The sequence below is a fragment of the Synechococcus sp. BS56D genome, from assembly GCF_004332405.1.
In the GTDB taxonomy this organism is placed as follows: Bacteria; Cyanobacteriota; Cyanobacteriia; order PCC-6307; family Cyanobiaceae; genus Synechococcus_C.
Map to the genome: position 1 here is coordinate 160376 of NZ_PHQU01000001.1, position 21469 is coordinate 181844.

General features: G+C 63.5%; 23 protein-coding genes. 11 read left to right on the forward strand and 12 right to left on the reverse strand.

Going from position 1 to position 21469, the window contains the following annotated elements; genetic code table 11:
* The 4 genes from CWE17_RS00830 to CWE17_RS00845 all read right to left on the reverse strand — a co-directional run bounded on the left by CWE17_RS00830 (position 1) and on the right by CWE17_RS00845 (position 4947).
* Positions 1 to 1173, reverse strand: coding sequence for a transaldolase (locus tag CWE17_RS00830; RefSeq protein ID WP_131454471.1), 1173 nt, complete (start codon positions 1171 to 1173; stop codon positions 1 to 3).
* 64 nt (positions 1174 to 1237) lie between these two features.
* The gene (locus CWE17_RS00835) at positions 1238 to 3022 is read right to left on the reverse strand and encodes a penicillin-binding protein 2 (RefSeq protein ID WP_240789180.1); all 1785 of its coding nucleotides are present in this window, start codon (positions 3020 to 3022) and stop codon (positions 1238 to 1240) included.
* A gap of 16 nt (positions 3023 to 3038) precedes the next feature.
* Positions 3039 to 3491 (reverse strand): hypothetical protein, encoded by a 453-nt coding sequence (locus tag CWE17_RS00840; RefSeq protein ID WP_131454473.1) that lies wholly within the window; start codon positions 3489 to 3491, stop codon positions 3039 to 3041.
* A gap of 85 nt (positions 3492 to 3576) precedes the next feature.
* Positions 3577 to 4947 carry a CPBP family intramembrane glutamic endopeptidase gene (locus CWE17_RS00845; protein WP_131454474.1) on the reverse strand — a complete coding sequence of 457 codons (1371 nt, stop codon included), beginning with the start codon at positions 4945 to 4947 and terminating at the stop codon, positions 3577 to 3579.
* Between the two features lie 70 nt (positions 4948 to 5017).
* Between CWE17_RS00845 and CWE17_RS00850 the strand changes: the two genes are divergently transcribed.
* Positions 5018 to 6346, forward strand: coding sequence for a 2-carboxy-D-arabinitol-1-phosphatase (locus CWE17_RS00850; protein ID WP_131454475.1), 1329 nt, complete (start codon positions 5018 to 5020; stop codon positions 6344 to 6346).
* 4 nt (positions 6347 to 6350) lie between these two features.
* Positions 6351 to 7628 (forward strand): dihydroorotase, encoded by a 1278-nt coding sequence (locus CWE17_RS00855; protein WP_131454476.1) that lies wholly within the window; start codon positions 6351 to 6353, stop codon positions 7626 to 7628.
* Here CWE17_RS00855 and lepB read toward each other — a convergent pair.
* On the reverse strand, positions 7600 to 8313 hold the full coding sequence (gene lepB, locus CWE17_RS00860; RefSeq protein ID WP_240789211.1) for a signal peptidase I: 714 nt from the start codon (positions 8311 to 8313) through the stop codon (positions 7600 to 7602). The genes CWE17_RS00855 and lepB overlap by 29 nt on opposite strands.
* Positions 8314 to 8393: 80 nt before the next feature.
* On the opposite strand from lepB, the gene CWE17_RS00865 reads away from it, so the two are divergent.
* On the forward strand, positions 8394 to 9899 hold the full coding sequence (locus CWE17_RS00865; protein WP_131454478.1) for a hypothetical protein: 1506 nt from the start codon (positions 8394 to 8396) through the stop codon (positions 9897 to 9899).
* Here the strand turns inward: CWE17_RS00865 and CWE17_RS00870 are convergent.
* The 4 genes from CWE17_RS00870 to CWE17_RS00885 form a co-directional block, all read right to left on the reverse strand.
* Positions 9862 to 10221, reverse strand: a complete 360-nt coding sequence (locus tag CWE17_RS00870; protein ID WP_131454479.1) for an arsenate reductase family protein — start codon at positions 10219 to 10221, stop codon at positions 9862 to 9864. The genes CWE17_RS00865 and CWE17_RS00870 overlap by 38 nt on opposite strands.
* 6 nt (positions 10222 to 10227) lie before the next feature.
* A complete protein-coding gene (locus CWE17_RS00875) occupies positions 10228 to 10587 on the reverse strand; it encodes a 2Fe-2S iron-sulfur cluster-binding protein (RefSeq protein ID WP_131454480.1) in 360 nt (119 codons plus the stop codon).
* Between the two features lie 110 nt (positions 10588 to 10697).
* The gene (locus CWE17_RS00880) at positions 10698 to 11210 is read right to left on the reverse strand and encodes an inorganic diphosphatase (protein WP_131454481.1); all 513 of its coding nucleotides are present in this window, start codon (positions 11208 to 11210) and stop codon (positions 10698 to 10700) included.
* A 336-nt stretch (positions 11211 to 11546) separates the two neighbouring features.
* Entirely contained in the window at positions 11547 to 12011 is a 465-nt protein-coding gene (locus CWE17_RS00885) for a resolvase (protein ID WP_131454482.1), read from the reverse strand.
* 146 nt (positions 12012 to 12157) lie between these two features.
* Between CWE17_RS00885 and CWE17_RS00890 the strand changes: the two genes are divergently transcribed.
* The 4 genes from CWE17_RS00890 to CWE17_RS00905 all read left to right on the forward strand — a co-directional run bounded on the left by CWE17_RS00890 (position 12158) and on the right by CWE17_RS00905 (position 16948).
* A complete protein-coding gene (locus tag CWE17_RS00890; protein WP_131454483.1) occupies positions 12158 to 13975 on the forward strand; it encodes a proline--tRNA ligase in 1818 nt (605 codons plus the stop codon).
* Positions 13976 to 13990: 15 nt separating this feature from the next.
* A complete protein-coding gene (gene psb27, locus CWE17_RS00895; protein ID WP_131454484.1) occupies positions 13991 to 14428 on the forward strand; it encodes a photosystem II protein Psb27 in 438 nt (145 codons plus the stop codon).
* Between the two features lie 135 nt (positions 14429 to 14563).
* Positions 14564 to 15883: an adenylosuccinate synthase gene (locus tag CWE17_RS00900; RefSeq protein WP_206338336.1), complete on the forward strand. Its 1320-nt coding sequence runs from the start codon at positions 14564 to 14566 to the stop codon at positions 15881 to 15883.
* Positions 15884 to 15934: 51 nt separating this feature from the next.
* Positions 15935 to 16948, forward strand: a complete 1014-nt coding sequence (locus CWE17_RS00905) for an adenosine kinase (RefSeq protein WP_131454486.1) — start codon at positions 15935 to 15937, stop codon at positions 16946 to 16948.
* Here the strand turns inward: CWE17_RS00905 and cutA are convergent.
* Positions 16941 to 17249, reverse strand: a complete 309-nt coding sequence (gene cutA, locus CWE17_RS00910; protein WP_131454487.1) for a divalent-cation tolerance protein CutA — start codon at positions 17247 to 17249, stop codon at positions 16941 to 16943. The genes CWE17_RS00905 and cutA overlap by 8 nt on opposite strands.
* Positions 17243 to 18022, reverse strand: coding sequence for a precorrin-6A/cobalt-precorrin-6A reductase (locus CWE17_RS00915; RefSeq protein ID WP_131454488.1), 780 nt, complete (start codon positions 18020 to 18022; stop codon positions 17243 to 17245). The genes cutA and CWE17_RS00915 overlap by 7 nt, the downstream gene beginning before the upstream one ends.
* A gap of 34 nt (positions 18023 to 18056) precedes the next feature.
* Between CWE17_RS00915 and CWE17_RS00920 the strand changes: the two genes are divergently transcribed.
* Complete coding sequence (locus CWE17_RS00920; protein ID WP_131454489.1) at positions 18057 to 18527, forward strand: single-stranded DNA-binding protein; 471 nt, start codon at positions 18057 to 18059, stop codon at positions 18525 to 18527.
* 109 nt (positions 18528 to 18636) lie between these two features.
* On the opposite strand, the gene CWE17_RS00925 is transcribed toward CWE17_RS00920, so the two are convergent.
* Positions 18637 to 18849 (reverse strand): hypothetical protein, encoded by a 213-nt coding sequence (locus CWE17_RS00925; protein ID WP_131454490.1) that lies wholly within the window; start codon positions 18847 to 18849, stop codon positions 18637 to 18639.
* Between the two features lie 91 nt (positions 18850 to 18940).
* Between CWE17_RS00925 and CWE17_RS00930 the strand changes: the two genes are divergently transcribed.
* The 3 genes from CWE17_RS00930 to CWE17_RS00940 are packed head-to-tail and all read left to right on the forward strand — an operon-like array spanning position 18941 to position 21469.
* Positions 18941 to 19495, forward strand: coding sequence for a DUF2854 domain-containing protein (locus CWE17_RS00930; protein ID WP_131454491.1), 555 nt, complete (start codon positions 18941 to 18943; stop codon positions 19493 to 19495).
* Between the two features lie 9 nt (positions 19496 to 19504).
* A complete protein-coding gene (gene argB, locus CWE17_RS00935) occupies positions 19505 to 20368 on the forward strand; it encodes an acetylglutamate kinase (RefSeq protein WP_131454492.1) in 864 nt (287 codons plus the stop codon).
* A 3-nt stretch (positions 20369 to 20371) separates the two neighbouring features.
* The gene (locus tag CWE17_RS00940) at positions 20372 to 21469 is read left to right on the forward strand and encodes a DUF3153 domain-containing protein (protein ID WP_131454493.1); all 1098 of its coding nucleotides are present in this window, start codon (positions 20372 to 20374) and stop codon (positions 21467 to 21469) included.

Here is a 21469-nt window from a genome sequence, read left to right on the forward strand (position 1 = left end):
TCAGGCCGTGGCCAGGGTGAGTGCGGCCCCGAAGCCCTGACGCACGTCCTCGGGAGTGAGGCGACCGTCATGGTCCTGATCGAGGGCATCGAAAACAGCATCACTACCGAGCCACTCGTCACGAGTGATCGAACCGTCGCCATTCATGTCATTGAGCATGAAGATCTCCTGAACGGCATGACGGAATGCCGCTCCCCCCTCCAGCTCGGCCAGACGATGAGCCAGCTGCTGCTCGAGGGTCTCGATGGCCTTGCTGAAGCCCTTGATGCCCTCACCGAGCTTGTCAGTCGCCATGCGATCGGCACGCATCAGTTCATCAAAGCGATCACGATCCACATGGATCTGCTCTTCGCTGCTCACCGGATTGGAGCCATCAAGCTTGCGGGTGAGTAAGGCATCACTCTCACGCAGCTGATCAAGAAGCTTGGGTGAGATGGTGAGCAGATCGCAACCAGCCAATTCGACAATCTCATCGATGTTGCGGAAGCTCGCACCCATGACTTCGGTTTTGTAGCCGTAGGTCTTGAAGTAGTTAAAAATTCGCGTCACCGACAGCACGCCCGGATCCTCAGGACCGGGATAGAAGTCGCGACCGGTATCGGCCTTGTACCAGTCGAGAATGCGCCCGACAAAGGGGGAGATCAGGGTGACACCTGCCTCGGCACAGGCCACGGCCTGACCGAAACCGAACAGCAGGGTGAGATTGCAATGAATGCCCTCTTTTTCCAGCACTTCTGCGGCCTTAATCCCCTCCCAGGTGGAGGCGATTTTGATCAGGACGCGATCATTGCTGATCCCAGCATCGTTGTAGAGCCGAATCAGCTTGCGACCCTTGGCAATGGTGGCCTCAGTATCGAAGCTGAGGCGAGCATCAACCTCAGTCGACACCCGGCCGGGCACGATCTTGAGGATCTCCTTACCGAAGATCACGCTGATCTCATCGAGGGCCTCATGCACCACGTCCTCCACGGGTGCGTTCTCGCCAATCAGCTTGCGTGAGCAGCGCAAGGCCTCATCAATGAGGCTCTGGTAAGCGGGAATCTGCGCCGCTGCCAGGATCAGGGACGGATTGGTGGTGGCATCCCGAGGGGTGAAGCGACGGATCGCCTCGAGATCACCGGTGTCGGCCACGACAACGGTCATGGCGGACAGCTGCTCGAGAAGTGAAGCCATGGGGCAAAGAACAGGCTCAATGCCCGTAACGTAGCGGCGGTTTTCGAACTGACAGCCCTCTGCGCTACCCGGGTGCTGCGTTGACCGCGACCTGGGGCGGAATCTGTTCCAACACCAGCAAGCCATCAATGATCTGCTTGGCCACAGGCACGGCAACGGTGGATCCATAGGCGTTGTCTCCCTGAGGTTCATCCACCACCACCACCACCACGAAGCGGGGATCGTTGACGGGAAGGGTGGCCACGAAGCTGCAGATCCGAGCCCCAGGGATATACACACCGTTGTGGGCTTTTTGAGCCGTCCCGGTTTTGCCTCCGATCCGGTAGCCGGGGGTTTTGGCTCCCTTGCCGCTGCCCTTATCCACCACCGACTCCATCCAGGCCATCACGGTGCGGGTGACCTCCGGTCGGAGCAACTGCTGACCAGACGAACGCCCCGAGCTGGCGAGGGCATCACCGGCGCGAAGACCACGCGTGATGTGGGGACTGACCAGCCGACCACCATTGGCGAGCAGGGCATGGAGCTGAGTGAGCTTCAACGGCGTGAGAGCGAATCCTTGGCCGAATGCGGCTGTAGCAGGCTCAATCGGCTGGGTTGTGAAGAGCTCCTTCGCTTTCAACTGGCCAGCCTGGGCACCAGGGAGATCCGTATCCGGACGGTTCTCGATGCCGAGTCGGTAAAGCCAATCCCAATAAACGGACGGTTTGAGATTGCGCATGGCCTCCACCATGCCGACATTGCTCGACACCTGAAGCACGGTGGGGAAATCAATCACGCCATTGCCCTGGCGGTCATGGTTGAAGATCGGCCACCCACCGATCTGAAGCTGACCGGTGTCATTCACTCGACCGTTGGCTTGGATCACCCCCTCCTGAAGGGCGATCGCAAGATTGATGGGCTTGAAAGTGGAACCAGGTTCGTAGAGATCCTGCACAGACCATTCCCGGAACCGTGCCGCAGGGAAGGACCAGTAGCGGTTGGGGTTGTAGGTGGGGGTGGAGGCAAGGGCAAGCAGCTCGCCGTTGCGCACATCCATCACGATCGCAACACCCTTGCGGGCCTTCCATTTCTTGATCTGAGCCGTCAGTGCCTTGGCAGCCAGCTCCTGCAGTCGAGCATCGAGGGTGAGCTGCAAGCGCAGATCATCTCCAAAGAAGACCCCGGGGCTGAGGCTGTCGGGCAGGGGCGTGCCGTCAGCACCGCGCCTCAGGCTTCGGGACTGCTCATGACGGCGCAGGTCTTCATCCCGGCTCTGCTCCAGACCAGCCTGTGGAACCCGCTCCAGATTGAGAAAGCCCACCACATTGGCGAAAAGGTCACCCTGCGGATAAACGCGATAGGGGTAGGCCTCAAGATCAAGGCCACTAATGCCAAGCCGCCGGATCTCGGATGCGGTTTCAGGATCAATGCCCTCGGCGAGACGAATCCCCGAGGGACGATCACCGATTCGCTTCACGAGTTCAGCCATCGGCACCGCCAGAAGGCCGGAGAGGCGACGGGCCACCTCAAGGGGCGGGCGCACCCGCTGGGGGGCATCACCGGGGAAATTGAAATAGCGGGGATGAGCCCAAAGGCGAAAGCGCTCCTCATCAAGAGCGACAAGACGACCGGAACGATCGACGATTGGGCGCCGGGTTCCGAGCGGATCGGTGCGCTGGGTCTGCAAGGAACGCGCCCGAGCCTCAAGGTCCCGTGACTGCACCACCTGCAACCAGGCCATCCGCCCGGCCAGACCGATCAATCCCAGGCAGAGCAACGCATAGACAATGCGCATCCGACCTGCGGGAACCGGTTCAAGGTGAATCACCCGCTGGCGGGGACGCGCCGGCCTGCGCGTCCTCTCAGCCATCGCCCTCGGCATCAGCTCAGTACCCCTGATGGATGGGCCTGTCCATCCAGGCACCGATCATCGCCAGATGATTCAGCGGTGGCTGACTCGCAGCAGCGGGCCGCTCTAGATAGACAAGATCCGATGCCTTGGTGGGAACCAAGGTGCGGGGAAGTCGCGCCTTTTCGAGGAGATGTCGCTCGAGCATCGCCGTGGATTCCGTGAGGCGATGGGACAGGGAGCGGGTGACCTCCAGCTGGCGGAACGCCATGGTCCAGCGGTGCTGCCAATGAAGGGTGAGGCCACTCAGCACGACCACAGCCAGGAACACGCCCAGCAAGCCCCCGTCGGCTGCACGATGACAACTGGCTAGCAAGGGGGAACGCCGGGCCACCCTCTGGGCTGACATAGAGCCCTGAATCAGCTCAAAAGCCGCGTTAGCGCGACTGCGCTCATGGGCAATGTCTCTGGGCTGGGGAACGGCGGTCACGGCAGCTGCCAACCAATGCGCCAGTGAAACACCTGAGACAGGCTGCTGCAAGCGGCAGACACCGGATCATCACAGGGCATTTGGGCTAGCCACCCAACAGGATCAGATTGAGGAAAGTGGCGCCGTTCCAGAAGGCGTGCATGACCACACAGGGCAACAGACGACCGCTGCTGAGACGCAGCAACGCCAACCCCAGACCAAGCACGAGCAATGGGGGCAACTCCCCGATGCTCAGATGCGCAACTGCAAAAACAAGACCGCTGAGAAACACACCCCAGCCGCGGCCGAGATAACGCACAAGCACCGGCAGCAGCACCCCCCGGAAGACGGTCTCCTCAAACAGCGGAGCCAGCACGATGGCCGTGGTGGCCAGCAAGATCAGTGCAAGGGGATCCTGGCTGCGCAGCACAAGTTCGAGCAGGGGATTGCTGCCCCCCTGATCGCCGAGAAGACGCCCCATCAGCCAACCCGTGAACACCACCGGTGGCATCACCATGAGCCAGGCCCGTCCCCCCTGGATCAGGGACGTCCCCGCAGGACGAAGCCGCCACTGCAGCCAACCACCCTCAGGCCTCGTGGCCGGGTCCACACCCTTGAGCTGCTGGCGGATGATCAACAAAGGAGGCAGGGCCAGGGCGGCATAACCAAACAGCACCGACACCGCCTGGCTGAGGGGAGGAGCCAACCCCCGGGACAGCGCCGCCGTCACCGGACTCACCACCAGGGGCAGAAGCACCTCCCCGAGCACGACGAAACCACCCGCCACCAGGAGCACCATGTCAACGAGCGTCAGGGGCGGAGCCGTGAGCGCTGGCCAAGGGTTGAGCCCCCCCCGCCAGAGCAGCCACAGATGACGCAGCAGCAGGCCGGCACCAAGCACCAGAGCGAGCAAGGGCAGCAATTCCGCTAGGACCAGACGACGGGCGACGGCCCTGGCGATGGCCTGCTGCCGGCAATCAACGGTGGTGCCACCAAGCGCCAGACAACTCAACTCCCGCAGGAGTGGATCGGCCTTGGGGTCCGCAAGCAGTTCTCGCTCCGACACCGACAACTGTGCGGACTGGGTGTCATCCACCAGAGCTCGCTGCAGTGGTTGCAGGTCAGGACTGCCGAGCGGTGGTGCCAGCACAAGTCGCCGTTTGTCTGAGTCACCCTCAAGGGAAGCCAGCAAAAGACGCTGCCGATCGTCCAGTCGATCGAGAGGGATCTCACGTAGAGCATCCCGAAGGGTGGCCGCCGGATCGGTGCCGACCAAGAGGGAGCGCAGGGGATCCGGCAAGGCGGATCCGGCCAGCAAAGCCATCTCCTGCTGCTGGAGGGACAGGGCCGGCGCCACTGAGGGGCGGCCGAGACTATCCAACAGGCCCACCACCCACACGGTCACTGCCAAAAGCAGAGAGAGAACGGCCAGAAATCCCTTGACGGGAGTGGTGCGTCCGAGCGGGGGCGTGGTCAACGGCCGGCGGCGACTAGCACTGATTCTCACCGGCCGCCCATACGATGGCCGCGCCTTCGCCCCTGATCCGGTGTCTCTGCGACTTCTCCTCGTTCGCCATGGCCTGAGCAGCTTCAACGTGGAACGCCGGATCCAGGGACGGGATGATCTGTCCAAGCTCACCAACGAGGGAGAAGCGCAGGCGAGGCGGACCGGCGAAGCCCTCAAGGAGGTGCCGATCGATGCGGTCTACAGCTCCCCGCTCCAACGAGCGGCAGCCACCACCGCAGGCCTGCTCGCCGCGAAGGGCGGTGATCTCCAACCTGTGCTGGATGAGGGATTGCTGGAGGTGGACCTGGAGCCCTGGAGTGGTCTCACGGCCGATGAGCGGGCTGCCAGAGATCCAGAGGCCTACAGCGCGTGGCGCCTGCACCCAGAAACACTGGAACTCACCCGCAAGGACGGCAGTCGCTACCGGCCTGTGCCCGAATTAATGGAGCAGGCCCGCCACTTCCTGACCCGACTGCTCGAGAAGCACCCGGTGGATGGGAACGAAACCGTTCTCGTGGTGGGGCACAACGCCATCCTGCGCTGCCTGATCCTGGTGCTCCTGGGGGAACCGGAGCGGGGATTCCGACGCCTTCAGATCGACAATGCCTCCCTGTCGGTGTTCAACCTCACGCCAAAGGCCGATGGCCATCAGGTGCAGATCGAATGCCTGAACAACACCTCCCACCTCGGCCAGGCCCTGCCGGCGAAGGGCAAGGGCGCCCGCCTCGTCCTGGTTCGCCACGGAGAAACCAATTGGAACCGTGAAGGTCGCTTCCAGGGACAGATCGACATCCCCCTCAACCAGAACGGTCACGCCCAGGCGGAGGCCGCCAGGGCCTTCCTTGCTGACGTCTCTCTGCAGCGGGCCTACAGCAGTTCCATGTCCAGACCCCGTCAGACCGCAGAGGGCATCCTGCGCTCCCACCCAGGTGTACCCCTCACCGTGACCCGCGGCCTGGTGGAGATCGGCCATGGTCTCTGGGAGGGCAAGCTGGAAGCCGAAATCCAGGCGGAGTGGGGTGCCCTTCTCGAGGAGTGGAAGCGCACACCGGAAACGGTTCAGATGCCGGAGGGGGAAACAATCCAAGACGTTTGGGATCGCTCTGTCAAAACCTGGTCCACCATCGCCGACAGCCTCGAGCCTGAGGAGACCGCCCTTGTGGTTGCCCATGACGCGGTCAATAAGACCATTCTCTGCCAGCTGCTCGGCCTCAGCCCCGGGGACATTTGGGCGGTGAAACAGGGCAACGGTGGTGTGACCGTGGTCGACATGCCGGTCGATCCGGGCCAGCCTGCAGTGGTGACCTGCCTCAATCTCACCTCCCACCTGGGAGGCGTTCTCGATCGCACCGCCGCCGGAGCCCTCTGAGCTGATGCGCCAGACCCTGTTGCTGGATCCCGTCCGGCTCCTGATCAGTTGTGACCGGGAGCCCAATGATGGTGGCGCCGCACTGATCCAGGACGGCGTTCTCGTGGCCTTCGATGACGAGGCTCGGGAACAGGCTTCCACGCTCGGGGTGGCGCCCGATCCAAGGCCGAGACAGATCCTGGCCCCCTGCCTTGTGGACCCCCATTCGGTGCTGGATCGCCCCTTCTCAGGACCGGCCGAGACGCTCCTTAGCCTGCTCCATGCCACCGCGCGAGCGGGCTACGGCCAGGTGGCGCTGCTGCCCAGAGCCAACTCGTGGCGCGACCGGGTGGAGCGCCTGCATGGATTTGCCGAGGAGGACAGCGATGTGCGAGTGCACCTGTGGGGTGGCTTCAGCATCGAGGGCCGTGGAGAGCAGCTCTCAGCCCACGGCGACCTGCTGGATCAGGGTGCATGCGGCCTGGCCGAAGACGATGCCTGCCCGCCGATCGCACTGCTGCAGCGGGCACTCGTGCTTGGTGAAATGGGTGAGGCGCCAGTCCTGTTGGCACCCCGCGATCCCGGCATCCAGGGTGATGGCCTGGTGCGAGAGGGGGTCGCCACCCTGCGAGCCGGATGGACGCCCGACCCTGTCGCCAGCGAAACGCTGCCGCTCGGACAGCTGCTGGACCTTCAGCGCCAGTTTCCACAGCGGCGGCTTCGGCTCATGAATCTCTCCACCGCCGCGGGCGTCAGCCAGCTTGCAGCTGCGAGCGTCCGCCCGCAAGCGAGTGTTTGCTGGTGGCATCTGGTCAGCGACCACAGCCGGCTGAGCCCCACGGAGATGGGCTGGAGCGTGACCCCATCCCTCGGTGCCCCGGAGGACCGGGAGGCCCTGATCCAAGCCCTAGGGGCCGGCGTCATTCAGGCCGTGGCGGTGCATGCGGTGCCGATCGACGAGGAGGACTGCCTGCTCCCACCGGACCAGCGAAAACGAGGCCTGGCCGGTCATCAGCTGGTGCTGCCTGCGCTCTGGCAAACCCTGGTGCTGGAGCGGGGCTGGACGATCCGTCAGCTCTGGGAGGTGCTGAGTTTTGGCCCCTCACGCCTTCTTGGCCAGCCGGAGGAGCGCCTGGAAGCTGGCAGCAGACGCTGGCTCCTGTTTGATCCGGAGCACAGCTGGCGCATGGATCGCCGAGACCCTGATCAACCCCGAGCTGCCAATCAGCCCTGGCAGGGTTTGATGCTTCAGGGTCGGGTGACCAGCTCAGGCCTCAGGAGCCCAGGGAACCGGTGCGATTGAGGGGCCAGAACCTCCAGACCGCTCGCCCGAGGATCTCCTTTTCAGGCAGAAAAGGGCCACCGGGCCAATAGCGGCCATCCCAGCTGTTGCGGCGGTTATCCCCAAGCACAAGCACATGCCCCTTCGGCACGGTCACATTGAGGGTGCGGCAACGGCTCATTCCCTGCTCGTCCAGCGGGCAGTCATTGCTCACATAGGGCTCTGGTACCGCTTCACCATTGACGCTCACTTGCCCGCGGGGGTTCACCACCACCTGATCACCTGCCACGGCAACCACTCGCTTGATGTAGGCGTCACAGGCCACATCGCCGACCCCGGGAATCAAGCCGACGAGAGGCAGGTTGGCCAGGGCGCAACGCAGGCCGGATGGAGAGGCGTTGGACTTGAGGACAGGGTCGAAGGCATAGGGCGAGTGGAACACGACGATCTCGCCACGACGGGGGGATCGGCGGCGGTAGGTGAGCTTCTCCACCAAGAGCCGATCCTGAATCTGGAGCCCTGGCAACATGGAGCCCGAGGGAATGAAGCGGGCTTCGGCCACGTAGTGCCTGATGCCTAGATAGAGAGCGACGGTGAACAGCACCGGCCCCCAGAAATCCCAGAAGGGATGAATGTTGCTCTTCTTGGCCTCCGACTGGGCATCGGGCTGCGCCTGAAGCTCTGGATCCCTCTGCTCGTCAGCCAAGGCGCTGCAAGTCTCGTTTGATTCGGAAGGATAGGCGCGACCGGTGCCGGCTTCTAGGCTGAATTCAGGCATTCAGGTCTATGGTCCGTCCCCGCTGGCAAGCGTTGCAACCCACAGCCACCGGCCGCTTCTGGCTGCGCTGGGACCGACTGATCGCACTGGTGGCCACCGCCAACTTGGCCTGGGTGGTCTTCGACGTGACCTATGTGCCACTGCGCACCTTCTGGCAACAGCGGACCCTGTACCCCCTGCCATCGGTGAACCTGGCCCTACCCCTGCCCTGGCTGCCTGACATCACTCCGGCCTATGACCGGGTGAAGGGCATCGAACCCCACCGAGACACGCAGGCCTTCATCTCCCAGTTCCGCCAGTTGGAGCGGGTTGCCGAGTCGCAGGGGATCCAAAGCGCGGCGGCTCGACAGCTGCGCCTTGAGATGGTGGTCCGCAACAGCCAGCTGATCGATGAGAACCCATTCATCGGATCGGGCAATGCAGGAACGCTCGAGAAGCTGAAAAACCATCTGAGGGCTCGCGCTGGCCTCGATTCAGCGAAACAAGCCGCCGCACGACTGCTGAGCGATCCCTATCTCAAGCAGAGCGACTGGGAGAAAGAGCGTGCCTTCTGGAACACCCGCGTCCTTCCCCTAGCCGCAACCAATTATTGGCGGGGAATTGACGAGAACGGCCAGCCGATCGATCACGCCTGGAGGATCGACACCCCTTTTCAGGTGCTGTTCCTGCTCGACATCCTCATCCGTGCGGTGAGGCTCAAACGGCGCTATCCAGCGATCCACTGGAGAGATGCGTTGCTAAGACGCTGGATTGACCTGCCTTTGCTTCTGCCCTTCTGGCGCCTGCTGCGGATTGTTCCGGTGACCGAGAGGCTCTCGAGCAGCGGCCTCATCCAGCTGGAGCCCCTGCGGACAGCGGTGAGCCGTGCGGTGGTCGCCGTGCTGGCCCTGGAACTGTTTGAAGTCCTCACCCTGCGAATCCTCGATGCTCTCCAGGGACTGATCCGATCACCACGGCTGCCTCAGCGGATCCGAGGACTCTGTAGTCACCAGTCCGTGGAAGAGAACGGCGAACGAGAGCTTGCGGAACTGGTGCGGCTCTGGGCCCCCCTGATGCTCACCCAGGTCGGACCTGGCATGCGCCCACAGCTGATCGCCCTATTCGGCCATGCCTTGCAGCGCAGCATGAATGATGTGATGGTGCCCTCTCCGCTGCGTGAGCTGGCTGCCGTACAGCAAGCAGAGAGCGGGATCAGCCGCCAACTCGCAGCAGGGATGGTGGATGCCTTTCTGGATCTGTCCCGGCAGACCGGTCAGCGCCTGGGCCGCAAAGACGCACAGATGGAGGAGCTAACCATCAAGGCCCTCGATCGCTTCTGGGAGGAACTGGCCCGCACACTGGAACAAGGTCCGGTTCTGGAACGCAGCCAGGAACTGGTGGCTTCGTTCCTGGAAGAGTTCAAGCGCAACAGTGTTGTGCAACTCCGCGACCAGGGTGGCGTTGATGAGCTGATCACCGAACTGGATGGTCTCAGCTTCAACCCTGAAACGTCTCGTTCCAAACGGCCTCGTTGAAACCAACGAGGAAAGCGCCGTCCTCGCTCTCAAGGAAGGGACGCTTAATCAGCTTTCCGTCTGCGGCCAGAGCATCAAGAGCCTGCTCAGTCGTCATGGCTTTAACAGCGGCAGCTCCCAGGGCCCTGTAGCTCTGACCACTGGTGTTAAACAGCGGCTGAAGGCGACCGAAGTGCTGGAAAGCTCGGACCAACCTGTCGCGTTCGGGTGGGTTGACGGTGATGTCGACGCACTCGTAGGGAATACCCCGCTGATCAAGCCAAGCCAGGGCTTTGCGACAGGTGGAACATTTGGAGTAGCTCCAGATCCGCAAGCCAGCCACAGAGAATCAGCGTCCGAGGAGGTTCTTGACGGCGCCGAGCAGGCTGTTGGAACCCTTACCCACCCCATCGCTGGGCCTGGTACGGACGGTGACGTCACCGTTGACGCTGGTGCGGCAGCTCAGGCGGTAGTTCGCTGGACGGTCGGCCAGATAGACCTCCTCGACATCAGAGCGGGGAGAGAGGTTCTGGGCACCCTCGACAACCTCCACCACACAGGTGCCGCACTGGCCGACACCGCCGCAGTTGTTGAGGTTGTTCAAACCCTTGTAGGGGTTGATGCCGGCGTCGAGAGCGGCCTTTCGAAGATTGGCCCCTTCAATGCAACCGACCTGCTGGCCTTCCTGCTCGAAACGGATGGTGGGCACGGGTCGTTCACATGCTGGGCGCGCACCAACTTACAAGCATCCCGGCACCAACCCGCGCCTCTGCAACGGAACGTTCCCGGAACGTCACCAAGGAAGGGACCGCGCGCCGATCAGACCTGGGTGGCTCGGATACAAGTCTCCAGCAGCGGGGCGACCGCATCGGCATCACGCCAGCCACCGATGGAGGTCACCCGGCCTTCGAGATTCTTGTAAATCCGGAAAAATTCAGCCACATCCTCCAACTGGTTCGCAGCGATCTGACGGATGCTGGTGATGCCTCGCTGACGGGGGTCAGCCACGGGGACGCAGAGGATCTTGCCGTCGTAATGGCCTGTGTCGTGCATATCGAGCACGCCGATCGGCCGGGCACAGATCAGGCAACCCGCAAAGGTGGGCTCCTCCATGATCACCATCGCATCGAGGGGAGACCCGTCTTCGGCCAGGGTGTTGGGAATGAATCCGTAGTCGAACGGGTAGCGCACCGAGGAGTGCAGCACCCGATCCAGGGCCATGATTCCCGCGTCAGCGAAATACTCGTATTTGTTGCGGCTGCCCGCCGGAATCTCCACCACCAGGTTCACCAACCCGGGTGATGGAGAAGGGGGAAGGGATCGCAGATCCATTGCGCTCCTGAGCGGTGGAGGGCAGAGCACCTCTGAGGGGCCGGTCCGTAATCACTGCAATCATCGGAACACCGAGACTGACGATTGCGAGGGCAAAACCAGCAAGAACGAGGACCGGTCCAGAAAGGTCGAGGCCGTCGTGAGGGGAAGAGTCGGGTTGGGAACCGTGAGGAGGTTCGGGGTCCATGCAGGGGTGATCGGGGACATCCCAATGAGGAGGAGCACCATGGGGGGCTCGATCTCTCATCCGGGAGAGCCGCCCTCCATCACAAACAACGCAGGGCTAGCCAATTCATCATGGCATCGACTCCAGCAGACTGCAGGACTGGTGATCGATCAGGCGGCGCTGCGGTCTTGACGCTCACGGCGAGCGGAAAGATCAGAAGGAGCGTCCTGCAAGCCCTCGAGATGGGAACGAATCAGACGCAACTCCTCGAGAATCGCCCCCAGACATTGCTGTGTAGCGGTTGAAGGCGAGTTGAGCACTTCAACGGTGACCTCCTTGATGCGAAGGACGTCCTTAGCGAAGCGAGCCACCTCGTTGGGGTGGAAGAGGAGGGGATCTTTTTGGTCGCTGCGGTACTCGGGATTGAGCTTGCGGGGATTAAACGGAGGGTTGAGATTCCTGGGATCGGTGTTGGTGTAGCGATACACCGACGCGCGGGATCTGTTGAGGGATTTCTGAACGTCTTCGATACCGACGAGCGCGTCGGAACGGGCCATCACCGCATCCACATCTGCAGTCGTCTCGACGGAGACTCCGCCAGCAGCGGAAGCAGGGTCGATCGACCGAGAAAGCATGGGAAAGCCTGATGGCGACTGAAGTCTCAGGGACGTTAGCAGTTGAGACTCAAGTGTCACCCATTCCTCCTTCGATCAGGGCCACTTCGCCGATCGACCCTTAACTGAAGCGGTGGTAATTTCCCGCTTTCTCGTCATCCCCTCCCATGCGCGTCTCCTGCCTGATGCTGGTGACGCTGCGGGATGTTCCCGCTGACGCTGAGATCGCCTCGCATCAATTGCTCCTGCGAGGCGGTTACATCCGGCGGGTCGGATCCGGCATCTATGCCTACATGCCCCTGATGTGGAGGGTGCTGCGCAGGATCAGCTCCATCGTGCGCGAGGAAATGGACGCCACCGGAGCACTGGAGACCCTGCTGCCGCAGCTCCAGCCCTCCGAGCTCTGGGAGCGCAGCGGTCGCTGGCAGGGCTACACCGCCGGCGAGGGCATCATGTTCAACCTCGAGGACCGTCAGGGGCGCCGTCTTGGCCTAGGGCCGACCCACGAAGAAGTGGTCACCGCCCTCGCGGGAGACCTGCTCCGCTCCTATCGGCAGTTGCCAGTCACGCTTTACCAAATTCAAAGCAAATTCAGGGATGAGATTCGACCCCGTTTCGGCTTGATGCGCGGGCGTGAATTCATCATGAAAGATGCCTATTCCTTTCATGCAGACGAAGCCGATCTGCGCAGCTGCTACGAGGCCATGGATGGGGCCTACCGGCGCATCTTCGAACGCTGCGGCCTGCAAGCCGTTGCCGTGGATGCCGACAGCGGCGCCATCGGCGGCGCCGCATCTCAGGAGTTCATGGTCACGGCTGAAGCGGGTGAAGACCTGATCCTGATGAGCGAATCGGGTAACTACGCCGCCAATCTTGAGAAGGCGGTCTCGATTCCTCCCGATGCCGTTGCCCTGCCAGCGGGTGAGCGTCGTGTGATCGACACACCCGGCCAGCACACGATTGAGGCGCTCTGCCAAAACCAGGCTCTTGAGCCGAGCCAGGTGGTCAAGGTGCTTGCCCTGGTTGCCCGGATGGAATCCGGGGCCATGCGTCCGCTCCTGGTCAGCCTTCGTGGTGACCAGGAGCTCAATGAGGTGAAGCTGACCAACGCCCTGGCGGCCCACCTTGGTGAAGGAGTCCTGGATCTCAATCCCGTGAGCCCGGAGCAGATCGGCAGCCAGGGGCTGCAGGCCTGGCCGTTCGGTGCTCTCGGTCCGGATCTGGAGGACGGGATCCTTCAGGGCGCCAAATCATGGGCTCACTCCTTCCTTCGCTTCGCCGACCCCACAGCCCTTGAGCTGGACCGTTTCGTCTGCGGCGCCAATGAGCCGGACCGGCATCGCTGGGGCTGGAGCTGGGCCGATCTTGGGACGGCACCAATCCAAGTGGACCTGCGCAATGCCCGAGCAGGGGATCGCTGTTTCTCGGACCCTTCGCAGCAACTGATCGAGCGGCGCGGCATCGAAGTGGGTCACATCTTCCAGTTGGGGCGCAAGTACTCCTCCGCCATGGAAGCCACCTTCACCAATGCGGATGGCGGGCAAGAACCCTTCTGGATGGGCTGCTACGGCATCGGCGTCTCGCGCCTCGCGCAGGCCGCCGTCGAGCAGCACCACGACGAGGGGGGCATCTGCTGGCCCCTGGCCATCGCCCCCTTCCAAGTGATCGTGGTGGTGGCGAGCATGCAGGACGACACGCAACGCCAACTCGGCGAGCAGCTCTACAGCCAACTCCTGGAGGCCGGCATCGATGCGCTGCTCGATGACCGCAACGAACGGGCCGGGGTGAAATTCAAGGATGCCGATCTGATCGGCATCCCCTGGCGCCTCGTGGTCGGTCGCGATGCTGCCGATGGGCGGGTTGAGCTCGTGGAGCGCCAAAACCGAAGCACGGCGGTGCTGCCCCAGGGAGAAGCCCTCGAGAAAGTGATCAGCGCGATCCGCTCTGGGCTGACGGTTCGGGGCACAACTCGTACAGTCGCCTGAATCGGATCCGCCTCCATGCTCTCCGCCCTGCATCGCCTCACCCAACAGCTGCTGAAGGTGGCGATGGCCTGGACCGTGGTGGCCTGCCTCAGCGTCACCCTGCTGCTGACCGCCTGCTCCGGGGCTTCAGCGTCCGGCCTGACCGGGGATTACGTGGAGGACACGGTGGCCGTTGCACACACCCTGCAGGCCACGATCGCCCTGAGCCAGGACGATGCCGAGCGTCCTGATGCAGAACTGGCAGCGCGGAGTCTGATCAATGACTACATGTCCCGGTACCGCCCACGCCCCCAAGTGAATGGCCTGGCCTCCTTCACCACGATGCAGACCGCTCTGAATTCCCTGGCCGGTCACTACAACACCTACGCCAACCGCCCACTGCCCGAGAGCCTGAAGGAACGGGTCGGCAAAGAACTGACCAAGGCCGAGCGTTCGGCTGTGCGCGGCAGCTGAGGAAAGCTCAGCTGCCCGCATGCAACATCGCGCTGATCCGAACTGAAACTGTCACGCACTCAGGGGCATTTTTGACGTAAGGAAGGGTGAAGTGCGAAACTGCCGGATTGTGCAGATTGGCGGCTTCGGGCCGCAGTGTCTTTGGCCAACGTTGTCGTCATCGGTGCTCAGTGGGGTGACGAGGGAAAAGGAAAGATCACCGATCTCCTGAGCCGCTCCGCCGATGTTGTCGTCCGTTATCAGGGCGGCGTCAACGCTGGCCACACGATCGTCGTGGACGGTCGGGTGCTCAAGCTTCACCTGATCCCTTCTGGAATCCTTTATCCCGACACCATCTGCTTGATCGGTTCGGGAACGGTCGTTGACCCCAAGGTGATGCTCGGGGAGCTCGACATGCTCATCGAGAACGGGATCGACATCTCCGGCCTCCAGCTGGCCTCCACCGCCCACGTGACCATGCCCTACCACCGCCTGCTGGATCTGGCGATGGAGAAGCAGCGTGGTGATCGCAGGATTGGCACCACCGGACGCGGCATCGGCCCCACCTACGCCGACAAATCCCAACGCAGCGGGATCCGGGTGATTGACCTGCTCGACGAGCAGCGCCTCCGCGACCGACTCGAAGGGCCCCTCAGGGAGAAAAACCAACTGCTCGAAACCATCTACGGGATGGACCCCGTCGATGGCGACGAAGTGATCCAGGAATACCTGGCCTATGGGCAGCGTCTGGCTCCCCATGTGGTCGACTGCACCCGGGCGATTCACAGCGCCGCCCGCAACCGCAAAAACATCCTGTTCGAAGGGGCCCAGGGAACACTGCTGGATCTCGACCACGGCACTTACCCCTACGTCACCTCCTCCAATCCGGTCTCCGGCGGGGCCTGCATCGGTGCCGGCGTCGGCCCGACCTTGATCGACAGGGTGATCGGCGTGGCCAAGGCCTACACCACCCGTGTTGGCGAAGGGCCATTCCCAACAGAGCTGAGTGGCAGTCTCAACGACCAGCTGACCGAGCGTGGCGGCGAGTTCGGCACCACCACGGGCCGTCGTCGCCGCTGCGGCTGGTTTGACGGCGTGATCGGCCGCTATGCCGTTGAAGTGAACGGTCTGGACTGTCTGGCCGTCACCAAGCTGGACGTGCTCGATGAGCTCGATGAGATCCAGGTGTGTGTGGCCTACGAACTGGATGGAGAGCGCATCGATTACTTCCCTAGCTGCGCCGAGGAGTTCTCCCGTTGCAAGCCGATTTTTGAAAGCCTGCAGGGCTGGCAGTGTTCCACCGCCGACTGCCGGCGCCTGGACGATCTGCCAGAGAAGGCGATGGCCTATTTGCGCTTCCTGGCCGACCTGATGGAAGTGCCGATCGCGATCGTGTCGCTCGGCGCCAGTCGGGATCAGACGATCGTGGTGGAAGACCCAATCCATGGGCCCAAACGGGCCCTGCTCAGCGCCTAAGTCGATCCGGCGAAGGGTGATACTGCGGCGTAACGCGTTCGCCATCACCCAATGACCTCATCCCGATTCAGCAACTCCGCCGCTTCCCTGGATGTGGTGGGCATCGGCAACGCGATTGTGGATGTGCTGGTCCAGACCGGCGATGCATTCCTGGAAAGCCATGGCCTCACCAAGGGGGCGATGGCCCTCGTGGATGAAGAGCAGGCTCAGATCCTCTACCAGGCCAGTGGCGCCGGCCTCGAGACCTCCGGTGGATCTGCCGCCAACACCCTGGCGGGTCTCGCTCAACTGGGAAGCCGGGCCGGATTCATCGGTCGCGTGCGCAATGACCAGCTCGGTGAAATCTTCAGCCACGACATCCGAGCTGTCGGAACCCGCTTTGACACCCCAGCAGCGACCAACGGCCCCAGCACGGCCCGATGTCTGATTCTGGTGACGCCCGATGCCCAGCGCACGATGTGCACCTACCTGGGTGCTTCCGTGCAACTGGAACCCGAAGACCTGGATCTCTCCATGGTCCGTGACGCCAAGGTGCTCTACCTGGAGGGCTACCTCTGGGACAGCCCAGCAGCCAAGCGCGCCTTCATCGCAGCAGCGGAAGCCTGTCGGGACAGCGGCGGACAAGTCGCCCTCTCCCTCTCCGACGGCTTCTGCGTGGATCGTCACCGCGACAGCTTTCTTGAGCTCGTGAATGGCCATGTGGATGTGCTGTTCGCCAACGAAAGTGAAATCACCTCGCTGTACGGCACCGACAGTTTCGAGAGCGCCCTTGAACAGGTGAAGGGGTGCTGCCAGGTGGCGGCCCTGACCCGCAGTGAACAGGGCTCCGTCGTGCTCAGCGGCGATCAGCGTTGGGACATTCCTGCTTATCGCCTGGGCACCCTGGTCGACACCACTGGAGCAGGCGACCTCTATGCCGGCGGATTCCTCCACGGCTACACCCAGGGGCTCGACCTTGAGAGCTGCGGCCGAATCGGGTCTGTTTGCGCCGGTCAGGTGGTCACCCAGCTCGGCCCCCGCTCCCAGGCATCCCTGCCCGAGCTCGTGCGGCAGCACCTCAGCTGAGCAGCTCCGCTACCACCCACCCCCCATACCCATCACTGGCCTCCACCGTCCAGTGGAGCAATTCGGGGGTGTCATAACTGTGCAGCTCACACAGCACGGGCTGGAGTTGCGGCCAAGCGGCCTCGGTCGTTTTGATCAGCAGCTGCACTTCCTCGCTGTGCTCGATCACCCCGTTCCAGCGGTAGCACGAGCGGATTGGATGCTGACTGACGCAAGCGGCCAGACGCCGCTCCACCAAGGCCTGGGCCAGCGCATCCGCTTTTGCGGCATCGGCTTCGGTGGTGAGAACAAGCTTCAGCACAGGCGATCGAGCAGCTGATCCACGCTATGCACGGTTTCAAGTTGTTCCGGCAGAGGGGGGCGACGCAGCAGCCACAGCTGAAGCCCCTGTTGCTGGGTCACCCGGTGCCAGGCACGCTCCGTGATCCCCCCAGACTGTCGGCAGAGCACATCCGTGATCGCCCAGTGGCGACAGAGCGCTGCCTCCAGGGAGGCGCCATCCCCTTCCTGCTGCGGACGGTGCACCGCCAGACGCTGGGCATGAAGTCCGGCCGCCAGGGCCTGGCGAAGGGCGAGAGGACTGGGCAGCACGCGGGCATGGAGGTGATGCCCGCCGGGCTTGAGGGCTGCCACGACCGCCGGCAGGTGCCGAGCACCCAGAGCCAGAAGGATCCGACGCCCTCCCGCGGAGCTTGTGAGTGCATCAACGCCCTCGATCAGCCGTGCACCGGCAAGGGGCTCGATCGGTCGTTCGAAGCGAAACAACGTTGGCCCCTCGCCGCCGCAGGCCTCCAGCAGCTGGGCCGTAATCCGCGTGGCAAAGGGATGGGTGGCATCCACAACCCGATCAATCCCTTCGCGCTCGAAGAGTCCCCGGATCGCCTGCGGTCCGGTCAGGGCACCGATCCAGAGGTGACGCAGCGGCAGGCCGTCGTAAACGGTTGCAGCAGAGGAGGAGACGACACTCACGCTGACCTGCCAGCCTTTGGCCAGCAGGGTGCGGGCGATCAGAGGGCCTTCGCCGGTGCCGGCAAGCAGCCACACATGGCCCTGGCGGTTGCGCGGTTCGTGCATCAGGATGGCGACTCCATCAACGCGTCGGACGGCGATGAACCACTGTGTGCTCGAAGTGGAGGTGCTGGAGGCCCCCACCCTTCGCTACACCCAGGACAACCAGACCCCGATCGCGGAAATGGAGGTGCGTTTCGACGGCCTGCGTCCAGATGATCCGGCCGGCCAGATCAAGGTGGTGGGCTGGGGCAACCTCGCCCAGGACCTTCAGAACCGAGTTCAGCCAGGACAGCGCCTGATGATTGAAGGGCGCCTGCGGATGAACACCGTGGCCCGCCAGGACGGCACCAAGGAGAAGCGTGCGGAATTCACGCTTGCTCGTCTCCATCCCGTGGGCTCCGGAGCCACCACAGCGCAGCAAGCGCCCCGCTCGGCTGCCCCCGCCTCGAGCGGCCCTGTGACGCCTGCTCCCAAACAGGTACCCCCAACTCCAGCGCAACCCCAGGAGGCAGCCGCCACCTGGAACAGCGCACCGCTCGTGCCTGACACCGACGACATTCCCTTCTAAACAGCCAGACCTTTCTGAACAGCCCGATCTTTCTGAACAGCCGGTCTGTCCGGAACAGCGAGGCCTATCCGAACAGCCAATGCCATGAAGCCGGCGGTGAGGTGAGCGCTCAGGACCTGCCGCCATCCGTCTCCAGACGCTCCGCCGCCTTCACCAGCAACTGGCCCAGCTCCCGCTCCAAGGCCGCCAGATCAAGCCTCAGCTCGGCCCAGCGTCCACGATCGATCTGCTCGAGCAGCCAGGCCCTGTCCTGGTCGAGCTTGGCGATCAGGGTGGCCAGATCAGCAGACGTGCCCGGGTCCTGTTGGGGGGAGCTCTCCATGGGGGCATAACCGCCGATGACCATCCCATTCTCCGTGCCCCCGGGCCCGGCTGCGCCACGCCAGGGCAGGCCTTTGCATCAGAGTGCACCGATGACCAACCTGATCTCTCCCGGCAACCTGATCACCGTGGCTGGCGGTGTGCTCACCGTGGTGGGTGCCATCGCCTATGGCAGCGGGAACGCCAACCTCAGCCTGCCGACAATCTTCTACGGGATTCCGATCCTGCTGGGGGGCTTGGCACTCAAGTCATCCCAACTGCCCCCAGCCCGCCGGGTGATTCCAGCCACCACCTTTCGGCAAGAGCGTGAAGCCGCCGCTCCGGAACTGGGCAAGCTGCTCGGCGATGTGACCCGCTGGCGCTACGGGCAGAAAGCCCATCTGGAATCTTCGCTGGAAGCCCTCAAACTCTGGGATGAAGACACCCCGCCCCAGCTGCTGGAGATCGAGGAATTAGCCAGTGATGGCGGTTATGGCCTCAGACTTCGTTTCACCCTTGGAGCCGTGCCACTGGAGCGCTGGCAGGAGCGGGAAGAACGTCTGGGACGCTTTTTCGCCAAAGGCCTTCAAGCAAAGATCGCACCTCTGGGGAGTGATCGGATCGACCTAACCCTGCTGCCGGCGGCAGGCGAGCATGGAGAGCAGTGAACTGACGCGATGGCCACTGACGACGCCCTGAGGGTTTCGGTTCTCAGCGAAGCCCTTCCCTACATCCAGCGTTTCGCCGGTCGGCGGATCGTGGTGAAGTATGGCGGAGCTGCCATGGCCCATGCCGCATTGCAAGAAGCGGTGTTCCGGGATATCGCCCTGCTCACCAGCGTGGGTGTGCAGCCGGTGGTGGTGCATGGCGGCGGGCCAGAGATCAACACCTGGTTGAAACGTCTCGAGATTCCCGCTGAGTTCCGTGACGGCCTGCGGGTGACGGATCCGGCCACGATGGATGTGGTCGAGATGGTGCTGGTGGGACGGGTCAACAAACAGATCGTCAACGGCCTCAACCGGCTTGGCGCCAGGGCCGTTGGCCTCAGCGGCAGCGATGGAATGCTTGTTGAAGCGCGCCCTTGGGGGAATGGCAGCCATGGACTGGTCGGAGATGTGGCCCGGGTCAACCCCGATGTGCTCGAACCACTGCTTGAGAAGGGCTACGTGCCGGTGATCTCGAGTGTGGCCGCCACCGCTGATGGCCGTGCTCACAACATCAATGCCGACACTGTCGCCGGTGAGCTAGCCGCAGCACTGGAAGCCGAGAAGCTGATCCTGCTCACCGACACCCCAGGGATCCTCAGGGATCGTGACGACCCCGACTCCCTCATCCGCCAACTGCGGCTCTCGGAGGCAAGACAGTTGATCAGCGAAGGCGTCGTGGCTGGAGGCATGACACCGAAAACCGAGTGCTGCATCCGTGCCCTCGCCCAGGGGGTTGCAGCAGCACACATCCTTGATGGACGCGTGCCCCATGCCCTCTTGCTGGAGGTGTTCACCGATGCCGGAATCGGCACGATGGTGCTGGGTCGCGGTTGATCGATGAGCACGCCCGTAGCACCGGCGGAAACCGCCCTTGAACGGGGGGACTATGGCCTGTGCCTGCAGCTGCTGGAGCCGCTGGTGGCCGATTGCCCGATCACGGATCCGGCCGGGGCCCAGATCCGGATGCTGATGGTGACGGCCTGGATGGGGCAGGGGCAGGAGGAGAAAGCACTGAGCACCTGTCGCCTGCTGACTCGCTGCCGTGACAACGAGGTGCGCACCCGTGCCAAACAGTTGTTGGAGGTGCTCGAGGCACCAAGCCTGCAGCGGCCGGCGCGGTGGTCGATGCAACTGCCAACCCTCGACATGGCGCCGCAGATGGGGGAACGACCCCGCCCCATCCGTCGCCGCCGCAATCAGGGGCCACCACCGCCGCCGCCACCGCCGACCGGCCCCACCACAGCCGCCGCGCCTGGATTCGCTGTCGTGGTGCTGCTGGTGTTCATCGGGCTGACCGTGCTGCTCAGTGGATGCGGACGCCTGACGGCGGACATCGGTCTGCCCGGTCCAGACCGAGTGCAGCTGGGATGGACGATCGACAGCGGCAGCAGTCAGCCGCTTCCCTGGCAGGGCCGCTTCGCTCGAAGCCTGGAAGCACTGAGCCCCCGCTGGTCGGCCTCCCAGCCCCGGGGCGGTTCACAACACTTCCAGGCCCCCGTGCTTCGCAGCGACGAAGCGCAACGGCTGCTGCAGAACACGGCGGCGGCCGCCGCCGCCGCGGCGGGCCTTGATCTGCCTGCGCCTCAGCTGGAGCTCAAGGAGCGCAACTGGTTGATCGGGGTGCAGCAACGGCTGGAACTGAGCCTGGATCTACAAGCGCTGAAGGGGCTGCCGCTGCCCGAACTGCGCGTACGGCTGACGCCACCAGCAGCGGGCCGCCACAGCCAGGGCAGCCCACAGAAGCCCACCATCGGCGACGGCGCACTGCTCTGGCCCCTTGAAGCAGGTCAGGTGAACCGGCTGACACTGCGGATCTGGCGCTGGAGCCGGCTGGGTCTCGGCGCCCTCGTCGTGGTGGTGCTGCTTGGGGTGACCCTGCTGCTCCAGCGTCTGCGCCTGAATCTGGGCTTTGGTTACCCGGAGCTGCCGTCCTGA